This window comes from Paraburkholderia caffeinitolerans (genome assembly GCF_902859945.1).
GTDB lineage: Bacteria > Pseudomonadota > Gammaproteobacteria > Burkholderiales > Burkholderiaceae > Paraburkholderia > Paraburkholderia caffeinitolerans.
Map to the genome: position 1 here is coordinate 1 of NZ_CADIKL010000054.1, position 17,433 is coordinate 17,433.

Annotated in this window: 19 protein-coding genes; 7 read left to right on the top strand and 12 right to left on the bottom strand. The window is 62.6% G+C overall.

Translation table 11 applies throughout. The features are described from left to right. Positions 1 to 597: 597 nt before the first annotated feature. Together HV773_RS37150 and HV773_RS37320 are read right to left on the bottom strand one after the other, a co-directional pair. The gene (locus HV773_RS37150; RefSeq protein WP_246282558.1) at positions 598 to 786 is read right to left on the bottom strand and encodes a hypothetical protein; all 189 of its coding nucleotides are present in this window, start codon (positions 784 to 786) and stop codon (positions 598 to 600) included. 93 nt (positions 787 to 879) lie between these two features. Further along, positions 880 to 1,083: a porin gene (locus HV773_RS37320; protein ID WP_343052416.1), complete on the bottom strand. Its 204-nt coding sequence runs from the start codon at positions 1,081 to 1,083 to the stop codon at positions 880 to 882. A 258-nt stretch (positions 1,084 to 1,341) separates the two neighbouring features. Here HV773_RS37320 and HV773_RS32815 point away from each other — a divergent pair, with 258 nt between their 5' ends. The 5 genes from HV773_RS32815 to HV773_RS32835 all read left to right on the top strand — a co-directional run bounded on the left by HV773_RS32815 (position 1,342) and on the right by HV773_RS32835 (position 7,532). After that, positions 1,342 to 1,497, top strand: a complete 156-nt coding sequence (locus tag HV773_RS32815) for a porin (RefSeq protein WP_343052417.1) — start codon at positions 1,342 to 1,344, stop codon at positions 1,495 to 1,497. Between the two features lie 1,062 nt (positions 1,498 to 2,559). Next, positions 2,560 to 3,225, top strand: a complete 666-nt coding sequence (locus HV773_RS32820) for a hypothetical protein (RefSeq protein WP_246282559.1) — start codon at positions 2,560 to 2,562, stop codon at positions 3,223 to 3,225. Further along, positions 3,222 to 5,165, top strand: coding sequence for an integrase (locus tag HV773_RS32825; protein WP_175198015.1), 1,944 nt, complete (start codon positions 3,222 to 3,224; stop codon positions 5,163 to 5,165). Before HV773_RS32820 ends, HV773_RS32825 begins: the two co-directional genes overlap by 4 nt. A 2-nt stretch (positions 5,166 to 5,167) precedes the next feature. Continuing rightward, positions 5,168 to 6,115, top strand: a complete 948-nt coding sequence (locus tag HV773_RS32830; protein WP_175198016.1) for an ATP-binding protein — start codon at positions 5,168 to 5,170, stop codon at positions 6,113 to 6,115. A 103-nt stretch (positions 6,116 to 6,218) separates the two neighbouring features. Further along, complete coding sequence (locus HV773_RS32835; RefSeq protein ID WP_246282562.1) at positions 6,219 to 7,532, top strand: hypothetical protein; 1,314 nt, start codon at positions 6,219 to 6,221, stop codon at positions 7,530 to 7,532. Between the two features lie 216 nt (positions 7,533 to 7,748). On the opposite strand, the gene HV773_RS32840 is transcribed toward HV773_RS32835, so the two are convergent. From HV773_RS32840 to HV773_RS32855, 4 genes are all read right to left on the bottom strand, one after another. After that, the gene (locus HV773_RS32840; RefSeq protein WP_175198018.1) at positions 7,749 to 8,123 is read right to left on the bottom strand and encodes a hypothetical protein; all 375 of its coding nucleotides are present in this window, start codon (positions 8,121 to 8,123) and stop codon (positions 7,749 to 7,751) included. A gap of 40 nt (positions 8,124 to 8,163) precedes the next feature. Beyond that, complete coding sequence (gene dnaK / locus HV773_RS32845; RefSeq protein ID WP_175198019.1) at positions 8,164 to 10,092, bottom strand: molecular chaperone DnaK; 1,929 nt, start codon at positions 10,090 to 10,092, stop codon at positions 8,164 to 8,166. 75 nt (positions 10,093 to 10,167) lie between these two features. Continuing rightward, positions 10,168 to 11,790, bottom strand: a complete 1,623-nt coding sequence (gene groL, locus HV773_RS32850; RefSeq protein ID WP_175198020.1) for a chaperonin GroEL — start codon at positions 11,788 to 11,790, stop codon at positions 10,168 to 10,170. Positions 11,791 to 11,840: 50 nt separating this feature from the next. Beyond that, on the bottom strand, positions 11,841 to 12,143 hold the full coding sequence (locus tag HV773_RS32855) for a co-chaperone GroES (RefSeq protein WP_175198021.1): 303 nt from the start codon (positions 12,141 to 12,143) through the stop codon (positions 11,841 to 11,843). On the opposite strand from HV773_RS32855, the gene HV773_RS32860 reads away from it, so the two are divergent. Next, positions 12,142 to 12,321: a hypothetical protein gene (locus HV773_RS32860; RefSeq protein WP_175198022.1), complete on the top strand. Its 180-nt coding sequence runs from the start codon at positions 12,142 to 12,144 to the stop codon at positions 12,319 to 12,321. The genes HV773_RS32855 and HV773_RS32860 overlap by 2 nt on opposite strands. A gap of 78 nt (positions 12,322 to 12,399) precedes the next feature. Here HV773_RS32860 and HV773_RS32865 read toward each other — a convergent pair whose 3' ends face one another. The 5 genes from HV773_RS32865 to HV773_RS32885 form a co-directional block, all read right to left on the bottom strand. Next, complete coding sequence (locus tag HV773_RS32865) at positions 12,400 to 13,518, bottom strand: RNA polymerase subunit sigma-28 (protein WP_175198023.1); 1,119 nt, start codon at positions 13,516 to 13,518, stop codon at positions 12,400 to 12,402. A gap of 84 nt (positions 13,519 to 13,602) precedes the next feature. Further along, positions 13,603 to 14,130, bottom strand: a complete 528-nt coding sequence (locus HV773_RS32870; RefSeq protein WP_175198056.1) for a hypothetical protein — start codon at positions 14,128 to 14,130, stop codon at positions 13,603 to 13,605. 31 nt (positions 14,131 to 14,161) lie between these two features. Beyond that, positions 14,162 to 14,470 carry a hypothetical protein gene (locus HV773_RS32875; RefSeq protein ID WP_175198024.1) on the bottom strand — a complete coding sequence of 103 codons (309 nt, stop codon included), beginning with the start codon at positions 14,468 to 14,470 and terminating at the stop codon, positions 14,162 to 14,164. 125 nt (positions 14,471 to 14,595) lie between these two features. Then, positions 14,596 to 14,778: a hypothetical protein gene (locus tag HV773_RS32880; protein WP_175198025.1), complete on the bottom strand. Its 183-nt coding sequence runs from the start codon at positions 14,776 to 14,778 to the stop codon at positions 14,596 to 14,598. A 145-nt stretch (positions 14,779 to 14,923) separates the two neighbouring features. Next, positions 14,924 to 15,412, bottom strand: a complete 489-nt coding sequence (locus tag HV773_RS32885; protein ID WP_175198026.1) for a response regulator — start codon at positions 15,410 to 15,412, stop codon at positions 14,924 to 14,926. 110 nt (positions 15,413 to 15,522) lie between these two features. On the opposite strand from HV773_RS32885, the gene HV773_RS32890 reads away from it, so the two are divergent. Continuing rightward, positions 15,523 to 16,740 (top strand): sensor histidine kinase, encoded by a 1,218-nt coding sequence (locus HV773_RS32890; protein WP_175198027.1) that lies wholly within the window; start codon positions 15,523 to 15,525, stop codon positions 16,738 to 16,740. Positions 16,741 to 17,026: 286 nt separating this feature from the next. Here HV773_RS32890 and HV773_RS32895 read toward each other — a convergent pair whose 3' ends face one another. After that, positions 17,027 to 17,410, bottom strand: coding sequence for a hypothetical protein (locus HV773_RS32895; protein WP_175198028.1), 384 nt, complete (start codon positions 17,408 to 17,410; stop codon positions 17,027 to 17,029). Positions 17,411 to 17,433: the final 23 nt, after the last annotated feature.

Consider the following 17,433-nt stretch of genomic DNA (forward strand, 5'->3'; position numbering starts at 1 on the left):
CATCGCCGGCAGAAGCAGCCTCATGTTATCCGCAACCTGTTTCAGGAGAAGCATGTTCGCTACGCAGCTTGATCCAATATACGCACTATTTATTGAACTGGTCAGTAACAGCCCTGTGCAATCAGGGGGCGCAATCCATGTCCAGCCATTCAACACGGTTTCAGGGCGGCAGATGCGAACTTAACATGGATGTCTCCTGGGCACTGTTTCCGATTGCATACCGCCGGCTTCGGCGATTTTACGAACTTGTTTCAGGGCTCCCCCTCGACGGGCGGCCCCGAAACGGTTATCCGGTGCTGATGCCAACTTGTTCAGCATCGAAACGGAACGCGGCAGCTATCCTGGACTGATATTTGTGGAAACCGCAGCGAACCGTGTCCATTTTTGTGAGACACCCTGGCGGGTCTGTGCCCGTCACATCCAACTTTCACCGGATCACACCTTTCACGCGTCCTAGAAGCTCACCGCCGGGCCGAGCATGACGGCGACCTGGTTTGCAGTCGAAGACGGTGTTGCATTGTTGAGATCGCCCACGTCCGGGCGTGCGCCGATGATGCCCTCACCGCCTGCAGCGAGCGTCTGTCCACTCGCGTGCTGTCACGCCTGCAGGGCATAGACCGTCGTCCGCTTCGAGAAGTGGTACGACTCCTTGAGCGAAACCTGATGGTACTTTGCCGGGTCACTGATGCCGTTCGCGGACGATGCACGGGTGTAGCTGTAGCCGCCCGCGACTTCGATCGCCGGTGTGAACGTATATCGTACGACCGCGCCGTATGTGTTGAACACCACCGTGTCGGTAAACAGCGAATTCGTGCCAGGACGGTACTGAACGTTTGAGTAGTTCAGAGCACATAGCACCTTGCCCAGCGTGTGGTTGCCCTAGCGAAGATAGACGTTCGAGTGACCCTTCTGGTTGTTGACGTAGGCAATGGCATCGTCGACCACACCATACAACGTTACGCTGCTCTGCGCGAATGCCGGCGACGCGACCGCCGCGACAACCGCCGCTCCAATTAGTTTGGTACGCGAATGAAGAGTTCTTATGCAGACTCCTTCTTGATGCTTCGAATTAAGGTCATGTATTGCGTCTGGCGCCGCCGCCGGAACCCTTCAGCCCTGTTGCGCAGGGCCCGCGTGCCGGCATGAGCGACGTACCAGCAGCGCAATGCATAACACCGGCGCCACAGGGGCCTTGTCTCCGAATGCGAGTGCATCGTATGGAACGTCCGCGGTCAACGCGGGTTACACGTCGGCCAGCTCGGTCCAGAACATCGCGGTGGCCGCCAACTGCTGTACTCCTCGCGTTTCGGGCCGCGAGGAGCTGAGGATCTGGGCGGGGGGCTGAGCGCGATTTTTGATCTGCAGGCAGGGTTTGATCCGAACAGTGGCGCGGAGGCGTCTTCCGGACTGGTCTTTAACCAGCAGGCGTTTGTTGGGCTGCAGAACAACCAGTTTGGCACGCTGACACTCGGTCGGCAGTACACTGCCTTACTATGAACTGGTCGGACCACTTGGCCCCGCCTCTCTTCTCACGGGTGCGACCGGTGCGCCCCCGGGTGATCTGGACGGGCTGAATACGACGATCCGATCGAACAATTCCGTGGTCCTATACGTCGCCGGTCCTGTACGGATTTCAGGTCAGTGGCGTGTATGGATTTGGTGGCGTGACTAGCAGTTGGCATAGCGGCAGCACCATCAGTGCGGCAGTGAAGTACAGTACCGGGCTGTTCGCTGTGGCTGCCGGCTACCTCGCCACGGACAGTGCATTACTCCGGAGCAGGCGCCAAGGTACGTTCATGCATCGATCGTCGGGCGCAATTTGAAGCCGACCCGACACAAACACCAGCGACACCGCGCCCGCGGCGGTCCCCCGCCCTGCCTGGCGCCAGATGGGCCCGAGGTAATGGAGAATGCCAACTGGGTTGAACGGCGGCGCAGGATGGTGCCCGCCAGAGCAGATCTCACGGGATTCAGATGGACGCTCGCACACGATCAGGAAGCCGTGGTCACGAAGACTCGTGATGGACTGCATGCCGGTGAGTACGATGCTGTGCGCGTCCTCGAGTCATTCAGCTCAGAAGAAAGCTGCCATGGGCGCAGATCATGCCAAGCCAGCACGAGCGACCACCGCCGCAGGTGGCGGAATCGATTCGGGGGCGCAGCCGGCTGGCAGCGCGAGGGCAACGAGTTCGAAGCGATCGGCGATTTCGTATCGAGATGCGGTTCTAACCGGCTGAGAAGACCCGGCGACCTGCTCATCCTGGCGCAAATCCCGCTGCGCCGCATACCGCTTCCGCCGCCGGCTTCATCGCAACCGCTGGCCCTCGCAGAAGCCGCCACAGAGCCGTGAAGCCCCCCGAGCGCGCAACGTGTTCAAGTTTTCCCCGAGAACGTGATGCGTAATCGTCCCGCGAAGTGATGTTGTGTCATCCTCCCCCAATGAAAGCCCCGTGCCGCGGTTAGCCAACCAGCCCGTGTACTGGACTTTACTTTCCGAAAATGCGAACTAAACTTGCACCTTGTTGATGAAGCGAAGTAAAGCTGGAACTTTGCGGAGGGATGGTGGTGGCTGACGTTCGACCGGTCGATCCTGCGCTGCAGTTTGACTTTCACCCAATCGACATTCAGCGCTCAAAATGGATGCACCAGTTCCACGTCTGGAGCCCCAAGCTCTCCCGACGCCTCTTGCTTTATTCGCACGCGGCTGTCGACTTCTGGGCCATGATGGAGTCGTACGCTTCGGTTTTGACATTCTGCGAGTATCCGGGACTTATTCTTGTCGACCAGAAACCCCGTATTGCCGATTTCGTGCTTCGTCGGGACGACGTAACCGAGTTCGTCGTCTTGGAAGCCACGCCCCTCACCGCGATCGACGCCGGGTTGCTTGAAATCCTCGATCCATTGCCTGTCACGACCGTAAACGCTGATGCACTAAAGCCGCATCGTCAATGGATCGACAACTGGATGCGCATGTTGCCGTATGTCACAAGCAACGGCCCGTTCCTCTTGAATGAATTTCTCGACCGGATCGAACAGGGCCTGGCTTCACCGAAGCCTCTGTACGCCATCGAATACGAGGCGTTGCCAACTGATCCAGTCCTGACGCGCACCGCAGTCTTCGATCTGACTCGACGCGGTCGGCTTGTGAGCCCGGATCTGCGCGCCGACGAGATCAACAGGCATACGCGTTTCAGGCAGGCTGTGGCGACAGAGGGCGCGTCGTGAAAACGCGGGACTGCCTTACGCGTCGGGCACTCGCCCCGGAGCTGCGTGATCTGCACAGCTGGCCGACAGTCGATCCATCCGCGCTGCCGGAAGCGCGCCGGACGATTTTTCTGCGCCGTGAACAGGCGATTCGCCAGTACCTGGAAGACCGGAGCCTGACACTGATCGAGAGTGCGACCGGAATCCGGCGCGCGCAGCTATACCGCTTGCTCGCCCGCTGCACCACGCCGCATGCCGACGGACGTATCCAGGGCTTCCGCGCGCTGGTACCTCATGTGCGCACGCGGGGCTACGTGCGTACCCGGCCCACGCAACCGACCGTCCCCGGCAAGCGGGGCGGCGCGGCGGGAGCGATGGCGCAGTTGCTCGCGCGGCATGAGGTACTGGCCGAGTTCCTGCAAAGGCAGATCCACCTACACAAGGTCTACTTCGGCGCACGTGGCGAACTGCGCGGCCTGCGTGCAACGCACCGGGAATTTCTCAATCGATGTCGCGAGCTGAATCTGACAGGCAGGCACTATCCCTTCAATCAGGATCTTCAGGGCATCCGCAGCCTGGCTGCAGCCATCCGTCGCCTGGTGGCTAACCAGACATTTGCACACGCGGCGCGAGCCTCAGGCGCGCAGCGCGTCCAGCCACTTCGTCCTCCACCGGATCGGATGTCGCGCCCGCCGGTCACACGTCCATTCGAAGCGGTCGAGTTCGACGGACACAAACTGGATATCCGCCTGCGCATCCGTATGACGGATCCCATTGGACTGGACAGGGATATCGAACTTGAGCGCGTGTGGCTGCTCGTTGTCCTCGATGTATGCACGCGGGCGGTGCTGGGCTGGCACCTCGCGCTAGCCACCGAATACAACCGGCACGACGTCATCAGGACCGTACAGGACGCCCTGCAACCCCGCCGCAAGCGGACGACCTTCTCGATTGCCGGTTTGCGTTACGAATCGCGCGCCGGGTTTATCAGCGAAGCCGTTCGCGAGGCCGAATACGCGACGTGGGACTGGCTACGCTACGACAATGCACGCAGTCACCTCGCCGGCGAGACACTCGCCACCGTATGCGACATGATCGGGAGTCACGTCGATGCCGGCCCCTACGCGGAGCCCAACGAGCGGCCGTACATCGAACGGTTCTTCGGCACGGTTGGCAGCACGCTGTCGCATCGGCTTCCCGGTACAACAGGATCCAGCGCCCAGGATGTGCGGCGGGCCCTGTGCGATCCGGATGGCAAACGCAGCCTTCTGGTGAGCAGCGAGGAACTTGCCGAATTACTCGACGTGAGCTTCGCGAACTACAACGGAACACCGCATGACGGTCTGGGCGGGCGCTCGCCCATTGAGATGATGCAGCATTTCGCACAGAAACCTGGCGGGCTATGGCGAACACTTGCCGAACGCTACCGGCAAAACCTGATGCTGCTGCAGCCTGTTCATGAGGCCATTGTCCGCGGCAACCTGCGTCGCGGCGTGCGTCCCTATGTCAACCTTTACGGGGTCCGGTATTCCAGCGGCGTGCTCGGAGAAGCGTCCGGACGGATCGGCAAACCGTTGCGGATATATTTCGATCCCGAGGACATGCGTGTCGTAACGGCATTTCTCGCCAGCGGTGAGGAGATCGGCCCGCTCAGGGCTGCCAGACCCTGGGACCAGACACCTCACTCGTTGCGGCTTCGTCAGGAAATCCTCAGGCTGAAACGCCTCAAGGAAATCGACTACGGCGATCTCTCCGATCCTGTAGAGGCTTACCTCAAGTATCAACGAAGCAAGTCCCGTGCGAAACAACGGCGAATGCCCCATCGCATTGCCGAAGCCGCACGTGCCGTTGAGCAGCGAGACAGGCGTGACGAAATCCCCGCGGCACCAGCATCAACCGGATCGGACAATATCCCTGCCGTGAGCCTGCCCGAGCTCGGCAAGGGGCAGATTTTTCGCTGACCATGACGACCGACTCATTACGGCCATCGCCGATCGATGAACATCCGGTTGTGCTGCGCAGGTATCGCATCCCGACGCCATCGATCGCGCAATTCTATGCGTTGCTGGTGCGCTGCCTGTCGTTGCGTACCGGAGCGATGGTCTATGCCCGCTCGCGGGTCGGCAAGACCTATGCGATCCTCTTTCTGGAATCACTGCTCGCTTCACAGCGGCCGGCCCTGCCGATCCTGCGCATGCGCTGCCAGCACAAGCGCATTGCCACCGAGACAGCTTTCTTCAGCGCCCTGCTGACCATGGCCCGGCACAAGGCGAGCTCCGGCCGCGATCCGACACAGCTGCGGCACCGGCTTACACAGCGTCTGCTCGAAATCGCCGATCAGTCACAGAGCAGCGATATCCTCGTTTTCCTCGACGAAGCCCAGCATCTGGGCAGTTCCGAGTTCGAGTGGCTGCGTGACATTCACGACGAACTCGAGCTCGAAGGCGTGCGCCTTGTGACCATGCTCGTCGGCCAGCCCTCGCTGCGTGCGAGGAAGAGCATTTTCCAGCGTGATGGCGAAGAACAGATTGTCGCCCGCTTCATGACCGAAGAATTACCCTTTCACGGTGTGCGCTCCGCGCACGAGTGTTCAGCGTGTCTGCAGGGATACGATCAGGGCGAATATCCCGAGAACTCCGGCTGGACGCATACACGCTTCTTTTTCCCACGCGCCTGGGAAGCGGGCATGCGTCTGGCGGCCGAAGGCGGTGCCCTCTGGGATGCCTTCGACGACGCGCATAAACGAGCCCAGCTGGTGGGGGAGCTGGAGATACCCATGGAATTCTTCACGCGCGCGGTCCAGCACATTCTTTACCAGTGTGCAAAGCGCGATTCCACCAGTTTTGCCTTTTCCAGGGCAGTCTGGGACGAAGGTGTCGACGTGTCCGGCTATGTGCGCGCCAGGAAATGATGACGCCCGGCCAGTGGAAGGGGCCTTGCCCTGGCAGGAGCACAACCGGGTTTGCACCGCTCACCGGTCAACGTATACGACGCGTGCAGCATGGACTTGCGCGGTGGAGTCTGCGTGGTCGCGGTTCGCAAAATTTCAGCTGCTCAACCGCCTGAACTGGACACAACTCGACGAGGCCCTGGCAATCCTGCCAGCAATCAATACGGGCGAAGGCATTGACCTCCGGGCGGCCGATGCCTTCAGGCTCCCGGACCTGGCCGACACCTTGCACATCGGCCCGCACGACCTTGAAAATTCGTTTTGTACTACGAATCGTAGCGATGCGTTGCTGGATGCGGCGAGCCCGTCGCTGCGATTCTGCCTGACCTGTGCGTCGGCGGGTTTTCATGCAACGCTTTTTCAGTTTACAGCGTTCCGGCACTGCCCCATTCATGGATGCGTGCTGTGCGAGGCCTGCACGGGTTGCGGGCAGCCGCTCGCATACCGCCTCCATGCAGGGCTCGTGCGCCATCCGTATGCCTGCCCGGCCTGCGGTCGCTCCCTGCTCGCAGCAGCCTCGCTTCGCCGCCTGCGCGCAAAGGCCGGTATTGACGCGACCGGGCTGGATCGCCTGCGCGCATGGCACGACTACTTCTTCCGGTATGCGCAGTTGCTCGGCACAGGCAGGAGGCGTATGCGCGATGCGGCCGGGCAGTACCTTCCCGGCGCGGAAATCCAGGCGTGCTCGGACATTCCCCGCCGTCTCACGTTTATCGGCGAACTGGAGCGATACCTTCGCCGTCCACCAGAGCTGCCCCGCCTCGATCCCGTACCCCGCGCCAGTGCACAAAGCGGGCGCGGCTCTCGTCCGTCAGTGTGCCCGCCGGCCCGCTTCGCCTGGGCAGCCGACTGGCCACATGTCGACCACACATGCATCATGCTGTGCGCCGTTTACAGGAAGGCGCGGAAAAATCGTGTGCGCCGTCTGGCGCGTTCGATCCGGCCCGTACAGCCAGAAGCCGACTCGGTTCGCCATTTGCCCGAATCCGGATTGCTGCTGTGCGACGGCAATACCTCTGCCCAGTCGATTGCGCTGCTGGGATGGCGCCTGTCCTGGGAGCGACGCTTCAGTATTCAGACGCTCACGCGCTGCCAGGGAGACTATCCGCCGTTTGGATTGCTTGAATGGCTGGCCTTCATGCCTGCCCATTTGCCGCCCACCGTCGACCCGCAGGACTGGCTGCACCGCCATTTCGTTCACGCACTTGAGCAGACGTGGAACGCATGGCGTGCGATCGCTTCCGGGATGCAGGAAAGCGGTTGCTACGCCGTCTCTCCACTTCTTTTCCCCACGCGCCTGCACTGGCTGGATTATCCTGACGACGGGGATGCCATGGGCATTATGCGTTCCGCGCAAGCATGTCGTCCCGCTCCGTGAGGCGGCCGATCGCGCCTGATCGGATCGCAGCGCGCACCGCCCGGCGTTCCTCGAACCGTTATGGGCGCTTTCCTCTGTCAATCGCGCGTCAGGCCCCACGGCGCCCCGCAGCCGCGCCCCAATCGCGCGCCGAGATTGCCACGTTTCGACGGACGGATTTGCAGTCAGCGATTTGACTGGCGCATGGCGGCGTCCAGGACGTGTTTCCCCTTGCCTTTACCAGACCGGAAACACGACGTCCGGTTGCGGCGTAAATTGAATGCCCGTGTCGGGGCACGTTACGCGACCCTTGACGGTAACCCGCTGGTTGAGGTAAGGCAGCAGGAGTGTGGGGGCTGGCCTGCCTCCCTCGCCAAGAAGGATGTCGGACACCACCTTGTCGTTGCAGGGCGAAGTGGAGGGGCGATCCAGCATGATTGTCGTATAGTCACCCGGCGCATACTCCCCGCTGCCGCGCTGAACTGTCCCGGTGATCCAGATGTCATGTTGCAGGGGCAACGTCGGTAGCGGCGCGCTGGCTGACATGGCGTTCCCTGACCATGGTCCAGCGATCACAATTGCCGGGACCAGGATACACAATCGAGTTTTCATGGCGCAAGCCTCCAGACGTCCAGTGACGCTCGCCGGGATGTCACTGTTTTCTTTTCACTTCCCTGAAGTCGGCATCGATCACGTTCTCGTCCTGTGCCGCGCCTCTGGATCCCTGTGGGCCGGTCGTCGCATCGGGGCCCTGTGATTGCACGTCTGCGTAGACCTTTTCCCCGAGTTGCTGCGAGGAGGTCGCCAGTGCATGCACCCTCGCCTCGATCTCATCCCGGTCGGATCCTTTGAGCGCGGCCTCCAGTTCCGTGATTTCGGCTTCAATTTTCGCTTTTCCGGCGGCGTCCAGTTTCCCGCCGTATTCGGAGAGTGCCTTGCGCGTGCGGTGGATCAGGGCGTCACCCTGATTGCGCGCCTCGGCCAGTTCGCGCAGCCGGTGGTCCTCCGCGGCGTGCGCCTGGGCGTCTCTCACCATCTGTTCAACTTCGCCTTCTGACAGACCTGAACTGGCCTTGATGGTGATCCGGTTTTCCTTGCCGGTCGCCTTGTCTTTGGCCGACACGTGCAGGATCCCGTTCGCATCGATGTCGAACATCACCTCGATCTGCGGCATACCGCGCGGCGTAGGAGGAATACCCTCCAGTTTGAACTCGCCGAGCAGCTTGTTGCCGGTTGCCATCTCGCGCTCTCCCTGATAAATTTTGATGGTGACTGCTGGCTGGTTGTCATCGGCGGTCGAGAAAACCTCCGAGAAGCGGGTCGGAATGGTGGTGTTCCTGTCGATCATCCTGGTCATCACACCGCCGAGCGTTTCGACGCCGAGCGACAGCGGGGTCACGTCAAGCAGCAGCACATCCTTTCGTTCGCCGGACAGCACCGCCCCCTGGATCGCCGCGCCCACAGCGACCGCTTCGTCGGGGTTGACGTCCTTCCGGGGTTCACGCCCGAAAAACGATCTGACCTTGTCCTGCACTTTTGGCATGCGCGTCATGCCGCCCACGAGGATCACGTCGTCGATGCTGTCGGTGGACAACTCCGCATCCTTGATCGCGATGCGGCAAGGTTCCATCGTGCGCTCAATGAGATCTTCCACGAGTGCTTCGAGCCTGGCCCGGGTGAGCTTCAGACTCAGGTGCTTTGGACCCGATGCGTCTGCCGTGATGTAGGGCAAATTGATCTCGGTCTGCTGGCTCGACGACAGTTCGATCTTGGCCTTTTCGGCCGCTTCCTTCAGGCGCTGCAGCGCGAGCACGTCCTTCGAGAGGTCGACGCCCTGCTCCTTCCTGAACTCGCCGATGATGTAATCGATGATGCGCTGGTCGAAGTCTTCGCCGCCGAGGAAGGTGTCCCCGTTCGTCGAGAGCACTTCGAACTGTTTTTCGCCGCGAACATCGGCGATCTCGATCAGCGAAATATCAAAGGTGCCGCCACCGAGGTCGAACACGGCGATCTTGCGGTCACCCTTTTCAGCCCTGTCCAGACCGAACGCGAGCGCGGCTGCGGTCGGTTCGTTGATGATGCGCCTGACTTCCAGACCGGCGATGTGGCCGGCGTCCTTGGTGGCCTGGCGTTGGCTGTCGTTGAAGTACGCGGGCACCGTGATCACCGCTTCGGTGACCGGCTCGCCGAGGTAGTCTTCAGCGGTCTTCTTCATCTTGCGCAGCACTTCCGCCGAGATCTGCGGCGGCGCGAGCTTCTCGTCGTGCGCTTCGATCCAGGCGTCGCCGTTGTCGGCCTTGATGATTCTGTAGGGCATCAGGCCGATGTCCTTCTGCACTTCCTTCTCGTCGAAGCGGCGGCCGATCAGGCGCTTCACTGCGAACAGCGTGTTTCCGGGATTGGTGATGGCCTGACGCCTGGCGGGTGCGCCGACCAGTATCTGATCCTCGTCGAGATACGCGACGACCGATGGCGTCGTACGGGCTCCTTCCGAGTTTTCAATCACCTTGACCTGCTTGCCTTCCATCAGCGCCACGCACGAGTTGGTGGTGCCGAGGTCGATACCGATGATCTTCGCCATGATGTCTTTACCGATGCTCAGGGGTTCAAATGCGCCCGCTCGTCCGGACACGCTCTGCCGCCGTGCACACGCGCTTCAGTATTCCGTTGCCGGCGGCGACACGGGTGCCCTGCTTTCGTCCTTTGGCAATTCGGCGACCACGGCGTCGGTGGTGAGGATCAGCCCGGCCACCGAGGCAGCATTCTGCAATGCCGTGCGCACGACTTTGGTCGGGTCGACTACCCCCATCTCCATCAGGTCACCGTAGGTGTCCGAAGCCGCATTCCAGCCGAAGTTGCCTGTCTGTGCGAGGACCTTGTTGACCACGACCGAGGATTCTTCTCCCGCGTTGGTGGCGATCTGACGCAGCGGCTCTTCGAGCGCCCGCAACACAATCCGGATGCCGGCGTCCTGGTCGGGATTGGTGCCTCGCATCTCGCCGAGGGCTGCCCGGGCTCGCAGCAGCGCAACACCGCCGCCCGGCACAATGCCTTCTTCGACCGCTGCGCGGGTCGCGTGCAGCGCATCCTCGACCCGCGCCTTACGCTCCTTCATCTCGACTTCGGTGGCAGCCCCCACCTTGATGACCGCGACGCCGCGGGACAGCTTCGCGATGCGCTCCTGCAGCTTCTCCCGGTCATAGTCGCTTGTCGTCTCTTCGATCTGACGCCGGATTGCCTGGATACGTGCGCCGATCGTCTTGCGGTCCCCCGCGCCGTCGATAATGGTGGTGGCCTCTTTTTCGATTTCCACCCGCTTCGCCCGTCCGAGATCTTCGAGCTTGACGTTCTCGAGCTTCCTGCCGGTTTCTTCCGAGATCACCAGCCCGCCGCTCAGCGTCGCGATGTCCTCCAGCATCGCCTTGCGCCGGTCGCCGAAACCCGGGGCCTTCACGGCCACGGCTTTCAGGATGCCGCGCAGGGAATTCACCGCCAGCGTGGTCAGGGCTTCGCCCTCGACGTCCTCGGCAATGACGAGAATCGGCTTGCTCTCCCTGGTCACAGCCTCGAGCACTGGCAGCAAATCACGGATCGAGGAGATCTTCCTGTCGTGCACGAGGATGTACGGTTCCTCGAGAACAGCAGACTGCTTCTCGGGATCGGTGATGAAATACGCGGACAGCCACCCGCGATCGAACTGCATGCCCTCGACAACCTCGAGTTCGCTTTGCAACGACTTCCCCTCTTCGAGGGTAACGGCGCCGTCCTTGCCAACCTTGTCCATCGCATCCGCTATGATCCAGCCGATCTCCTCGTCCGCGTTGGCGGAGATGGTGCCGACCTGCGTGATCTCGCGGCTGGTCGTGACCGCACGGGAAAGCTTCCTGAGTTCCTCGACGATCGCGGCCGTCGCCTGATCGATGCCACGCTTGAGGTCCATCGGGTTCAGGCCCGAGGCGACATACTTCATGCCTTCCCGCACGATGGCCTGGGCGAGCACAGTTGCGGTGGTCGTTCCGTCACCGGCGACGTCCGAGGTTTTGGCGGCAACCTGCCTGACCATCTGCGCCCCCATGTTCTCGAGCCTGTCGCGCAACTCGATCTCTTTGGCGACCGACACGCCGTCTTTTGTGACCGTCGGTGCCCCGTACGATCGCTCGAGCACGACATTTCGCCCCCTGGGGCCGAGCGTGACCTTCACCGCATCGGCCAGGATGTTGATACCCGTGAGGATATGCTGCCGTGCGGGTTCATGAAACCTGACATCTTTGGCGGACATTTTCCGGTACCTCCTGACGAGTCAGACGAAGCACAACCCTGTTGCGCGGCCTACTGCGCAGGCCCCGATGTAACCACGCCCAGCAGATCGGATTCGCGCATGACGAGCAGCTCCTCACCTTCCACCTTGACCGTGGTACCGGCGTATTTGCCAAACAGCACGCGGTCACCGACCTTCACGTCCGGGGCGCCACGTTGGCCGTGCTCGAGCCGCCTGCCGGGGCCGACGGCAAGGACTTCGCCCTGATCGGGTTTCTCGCCAACGGTATCCGGGATGACGATGCCTGCCGCAGTCGTGCGCTCCTGTTCAATTCGCCTGACCACAACCCGGTCATGCAAGGGTGCGAGTTTCATGATCGTGCTCCCTCTGATCAAGATTGGGCTCAAGAACGGCGCGTTCGGCAGGTGCCGCCCACGCGCTGAGGGCCTTTGCCCGACCCCGCTAGCGCGCCAGGATGCCCGGCGTATCCTGGAGCGCCTCGTCGATCATGTCGTCGATGTCCGGCGCGAACTCGCTTCGATCTCGTGGTGAGTTTCATCGTTGGCCTCCGTCGTCACGCGGGAAATTGCGTTTCCCGCGATCAACCATGATCTGGCCGCGCCTGCGTGTTTATGGGCCATCGCGTCGTATCGCCTCGTCAAAATCCCTGGAAAGTCCGGACGCCAGCGGCAGCGTCCCCGGCACGATGTAACCCGCGGGCTCGACCGACGGCCCGGGCGCCAGTTTCAGGTCAGCGAGTCTGGCCCTGAGAAACGCGTCGGCATGCGCAAGCCGGTCTTCAAGTTCCGGCTCCGTGATGCCCAGAACCTGCGCTGCGGCATCCGCGGGCTGCGCTTCGAGGCGGCAGAGCGTCACGGCCCGTCGCCAGGGTTCCGGCAGCTCCGCGAGCAGCGTTGCCACCAGCTCGCGAAGCTCCCGGGTCATGACCACATCCTCCGGCGAGCCGTCCGTTGCCGGCACCACGTCCTCGAGGCGCAGGACTTCGTCGGGCTGCCAGTACTCGAACAGAAGCTCGTCGTCGTCTTCGTGTGGCTCGTGCAGCCGGACGGGTAGCCTGCCTTCGAGTGAAATGCACCGGCCTTCCTCACTCTGCCGATGCGCCACTTCGTCGGCAAGCCGTTCAAGCGCGATCTGATAGAGCCATTGCAACGGTTCGAGCCGGCGCGGGCGCTCTGCCCGTCGCTCGCAGGCACGCGCCAGGGCCTCGTCGACGATGTCGTCGACCGTCGGGTCGCCTGCGGCGAGATCGCCCCGTGCCTGGAGATACGCGATTTCCCGCTGTACGAAGCGCTGGAGCGGTGCCAGCAGCGGACGCACGCACTCGCCGAACAACGCGGATCCGGCGTCCGTCTGCTCTGCCAATGCGGCCTTGAGCTGCTGCAACCCGGCGCGCCGTTCCTTGCGGCGCCAGGCATCTTCGTGACGCAGATGTGCGACGTGCCTTTCCAGCTGCCGCTCCAGTTCGGTCATGGAGAGTTCGATCGCCGGCCCGGGCTCCGGAGAATCGTTCCCGCAGGCGAGCGGCCCCCCCGGCAACACGAGCTGGAGCCGGACGCGGTAGACACTGCGATGCCGGCTTCTTTCCACCGTCGCATGCAGCCGGACCAGTCCGGTCGGGAAATGCGACAGATGCGGCTTCAGGCGCCGTTCCGTGAGCCGGCCAATCAGGTCTTCCAGCTCCGGCCGGGCGAGCTTCGCAACGTTGCGGTAACTGATCGACGTTTTCATCTCAAACCTGCGCATGTCCTGGCGCGCCTACATGGCGGGCGACGCCGACCCCGTCGGGACCGGGCGCCACGCCGCGTGACCGAGTCATTCACTCTTACCGCCCGTGCCACTGGCGTGCGATTCCTTTCTCTCAAGGCTCAGGTAGGTGTCGGCTGCCACCAGCCCGAACACGATGTGATTGAGGAAACCCACCCAGCCTCGGGCGTCGGCAAACCACGGGAACCATTGCGTCATGCCATAAAAGTTGATCACATACAGCAGCACGCCGAATACGGCCCCCACCAGCGAGGCCATGCCGACACTGGAATCCAGGCTGAATGGCGCCATGATCACCGCCAGAATGACCGCGAAGAGGATCGACAGCGCAAAGTGGACAACCAGGCCCCCCAGCATGACGGCGGCCGAAAACGCAGCGGGTTGTGCCAGCACATCGCGGCCCATCACGATGGCCGCGGTCATTCGCAGGGGCGCCCACACGTTTTGTCCCATCACCCGCATGGCAAAGAGTTCGATCACCAGGAAAACGGCGCCCGCCACGCATCCGCCGATGAGTGCTGCGGGCCACTCAGGCATGCGGCGAACGAAATGATGCGAATGCATATGAAGTTCCATCATGACCTCCTCGGGATCTGCAAGGCTTTCCTCACCGGCGCCACCGCCAGACCGCCTCCGTGACATCCGGCGGCGGTCCGCGATACGGACGACGGTCCACAAGCCGCACGGCGTACTCCAGTGCTTCCGATTCCGCCTCCTCGCGACTCAGCCAGCGCCGGCAGAGCCATGGCAGGTGCCAGTTCACGAAAACCTCGCCATCCCTCACGACCTGAACAAATACAAGGTATCCGTTCACGACGGCTCGCTCCGGGCATGCCGCCGTGCGTACGTGCCTCACGACCAGGGTGCGCATACGGATCTCAAGGCCGTTGCGCATCTCGACTCTCACCGGTTCCATTGGACCGCTCCTGCTCGCGCGTGCACGCTATTGCACCATCCATGCGGTGCTTCCGCGAAAACCGCTCCGAACGAAATCGACGGCATACCGTCGTCGCGAGCGGTGCCCGCAGGGCAACCGCGCTGCTATCGGCGGCGCAGGTGCGACGTGAACTGGCGAAACGTCTGCCACATGGTGGCGATGCGGTCTGACAGCGTGCGCCGGGCACGCTGCGCGACCGGCCGGAAAGCGCCGGACAGGACGACGATCGTACGGTGGAGGCGCTCGAACAACGTAGTCGAAGCCGAGCGGAGATGAAGGCAGCTCATCGTCTTCTCCTTCGACGCAGCAAGGAAGAGAACGGGCTTGCGCGCTCCAGTTCGCCTGCCATGCTGCGGGGCAAACAAATCGAAACACGCAGCATGCAACCGATCCATCACCGGGCACACTGCCTGAGCTGGATATAAGTTAGTTTCACTGATGAAAATTTTCAAGGGGATGCGATGATTCCGCTAACCCGCCCCGGCGAGCCGGCCCCCGGTTATCCGGGGGCTGAAAACCGGCGTCGCCTGCGCGGACCGGATCGCGTTCAGGATATCCGGCCGCGCCTCGCGGCAGACACCACCTTTTCACGGTGGCCAGCAGCAGCGGCGCCGGGACTGGCTTGATGAGGCAGTCGTCCCACTGCGCCGGGCCCGGCGACGACGGCGGCGTCGCGGTGTGAACAAGGATCGGAATGTGTGCCAGCGCTGGATGCGCCCGGATCTGGCGGCACAGTTCAGCGCCGCCCATCAGCGGCATCATCCAGTCCGTTATGATCAACCCGGGTGGCTCGCGCAGGGCGTGGTCGAGCGCCTCAACTCCGTTGTGTGAGCCGCACACGTCATACCCTTCGTCAGTGAGCATGAGGCAGTACGCATCGAGCAGCTCAGGGTGGTCGTCGACAAGCAGGATAGAAGGCATTTTGCTGGACGGTAGACTGGTTTCCGCCACGCGAAGCTAATAGCGTTCCCGATCGCCGTCCCGATCAATACCGGCCCACGGGCTGGGAACAATAATGTGAGGTACGGATCATGGCCGATTCTCAAATGGGAACCCTGCACGCCCTTGCCGGATTTCTCCGTCGGGAACAGGCGCGCCTGACGCAGAGCTGCATGCGGGCGGTTGCTGCCGATGCCGACCTGGTTGACGCGGACCGGCTGACCTGGGAGCAGCTGGCCGATCACCTGCCCGCCATCCTGAGCGGCATCTGCACGGCGCTCGAAGAAGACGATCTCCAACCGGTCGAGCGCGACATTGAACGCAACGCGAGGCAACACGGGAACGTGCGCTGGCAGCAGGGTTACCGCATTGATGAACTCGTGCGTGAACTGGAGCTGTTCCGGCAGGCACTGGACGACGCCGTCCGGGCCTTCGCCGAGTCCGGCAGCACGTTCACCCGCGACCAGGAATCCCGTGCCCGGCGCCTGATTGACGAGGCGCTCAGTTTTGTCACCCTGACATCGATCCGCGAGGTCATCGGCGAGCGTGACCGCACCATTGCGGATTACACAACCCGGCTGGAGCGCGCCAACCGGGAGCTGCAGGAGCAGCAACGCGAGGTCAGTGATCTGCACCGCTCGCGCATGCAGATCACGCGCAGCCTCGTGCACGACCTGCGTAACTTTCTGAACGCCTTTTCGATCGACCTGCAACTGATTGCGCGCGTTCCATCCAGAGCCGACGCCGGACTGGCGCTCGCGACCCGGCAGGCGGAGGACATGAAGCAGCTGGTCGACGAAATGGTGGAGTACTCGGTTGTCGTGGGCGACAGCAGCCCGATCTGCATCGAGCCGGTTGATCTGCCCATGCTGTTTGACGAACTGGTCACGACCGCCCGGCCAGCGATCGAAGCGAAGGGCCTGCGTCTGTCTGCCTCCCTTGATGCCGGACTGGTCCGCGTGCAGTCGAGCCGCATCAGGCTCAAGCAGGTTGCGCTGAACCTGCTGTCGAATGCAACGAAATATACGCGGGAGGGGGAAGTGGAACTGGTCATCGCGAAATGCGGTGACAGCCAGTGGTTCATGCGCGTGGCCGATACCGGTGTCGGCATTGCGCCGTCAGACACGGAGCGTGTGTTCAGGGAGTTCGAGCGGGTCGCCGGCGACGACATCCCGGGTGCCGGTCTGGGCCTGGCGATTGTCAGGGAGCTGTGCCGTGCACTCGAGGGCGAGATCCACTTCAAGTCCCGCGAGGGGCAAGGCACGACCTTCGAGATCCGCTTTCCTGTCGCCTTGAAGCCGCAAGGCTGACGCGGCGCCCAGGGCAGGCGTCGGCCAGATCACCAGGTTCTGTCGGCCAGCGGGTGGCACCGCACGCGCTGTCAAGCGCTCGGCCCGTCGTTCCGGCACGAAGAATGCTTGAGACGCTTGCAGGCGATCCCGACTTTGCGCGCACGTTGCCGGACTCCGCAGGGTGCCGGATCGTTGACGCTGTTCATTGCGCGGCGGGTAGCGAAACCTTCCCCGGGGGACATGCTCGGGTCACCCTGTAGGCGCACCCCGGCAGCCGGCCCGACCTTCCCGTCCGCCGTCCGGATCACTGGATCGGCGGCGCCGCGCCCAGTTTCTCGGCGAGCATCCGCTCGTACACACCAAAGTGAAGATCCACCTCGGTCTGCGCCACCGTCGTGACCGTCAGGTTGATCTGGTCCGGCAGGACGCCCAGCACGACGGCAATCGCGGCTTCACGTTGCGGCGCACAAACCTTGTCCTCGGTCAGGGTGGTTCCGATCAGGACGTCATAGCTCTTTTCCTGCCGGCAGATCACCTCGACCAGCCGGGCACGGGCGCTCATGTTGTTGTCGATCGCAATGCGGATGACTTCGACCGCCGTGCGCATTGCTTCCGTGGGAAACCCCCTGGTCGAGCGCAGCCGCACGCGGTGCCGGCCCAGGGTCAGCCAGTCGGTATCGAATTCCACGACGTCCTCCAGTCGCAGTGTTG

Coding starts and splice junctions, on each gene's coding strand:
- HV773_RS32855 (WP_175198021.1), bottom strand. CDS start 12,143: ATGAAACTCGCACCCTTGCATGACCGGGTTGTGGTCAGGCGAATTGAA.
- HV773_RS32870 (WP_175198056.1), bottom strand. CDS start 14,130: ATGGAACTTCATATGCATTCGCATCATTTCGTTCGCCGCATGCCTGAG.
- HV773_RS32840 (WP_175198018.1), bottom strand. CDS start 8,123: ATGAAAACTCGATTGTGTATCCTGGTCCCGGCAATTGTGATCGCTGGA.
- HV773_RS32865 (WP_175198023.1), bottom strand. CDS start 13,518: ATGAAAACGTCGATCAGTTACCGCAACGTTGCGAAGCTCGCCCGGCCG.
- dnaK (WP_175198019.1), bottom strand. CDS start 10,092: ATGGCGAAGATCATCGGTATCGACCTCGGCACCACCAACTCGTGCGTG.
- HV773_RS32860 (WP_175198022.1), top strand. CDS start 12,142: ATGATCGTGCTCCCTCTGATCAAGATTGGGCTCAAGAACGGCGCGTTC.
- HV773_RS32890 (WP_175198027.1), top strand. CDS start 15,523: ATGGCCGATTCTCAAATGGGAACCCTGCACGCCCTTGCCGGATTTCTC.
- HV773_RS32885 (WP_175198026.1), bottom strand. CDS start 15,412: ATGCCTTCTATCCTGCTTGTCGACGACCACCCTGAGCTGCTCGATGCG.
- groL (WP_175198020.1), bottom strand. CDS start 11,790: ATGTCCGCCAAAGATGTCAGGTTTCATGAACCCGCACGGCAGCATATC.
- HV773_RS32880 (WP_175198025.1), bottom strand. CDS start 14,778: ATGAGCTGCCTTCATCTCCGCTCGGCTTCGACTACGTTGTTCGAGCGC.
- HV773_RS32820 (WP_246282559.1), top strand. CDS start 2,560: ATGGTGGTGGCTGACGTTCGACCGGTCGATCCTGCGCTGCAGTTTGAC.
- HV773_RS32830 (WP_175198016.1), top strand. CDS start 5,168: ATGACGACCGACTCATTACGGCCATCGCCGATCGATGAACATCCGGTT.
- HV773_RS32875 (WP_175198024.1), bottom strand. CDS start 14,470: ATGGAACCGGTGAGAGTCGAGATGCGCAACGGCCTTGAGATCCGTATG.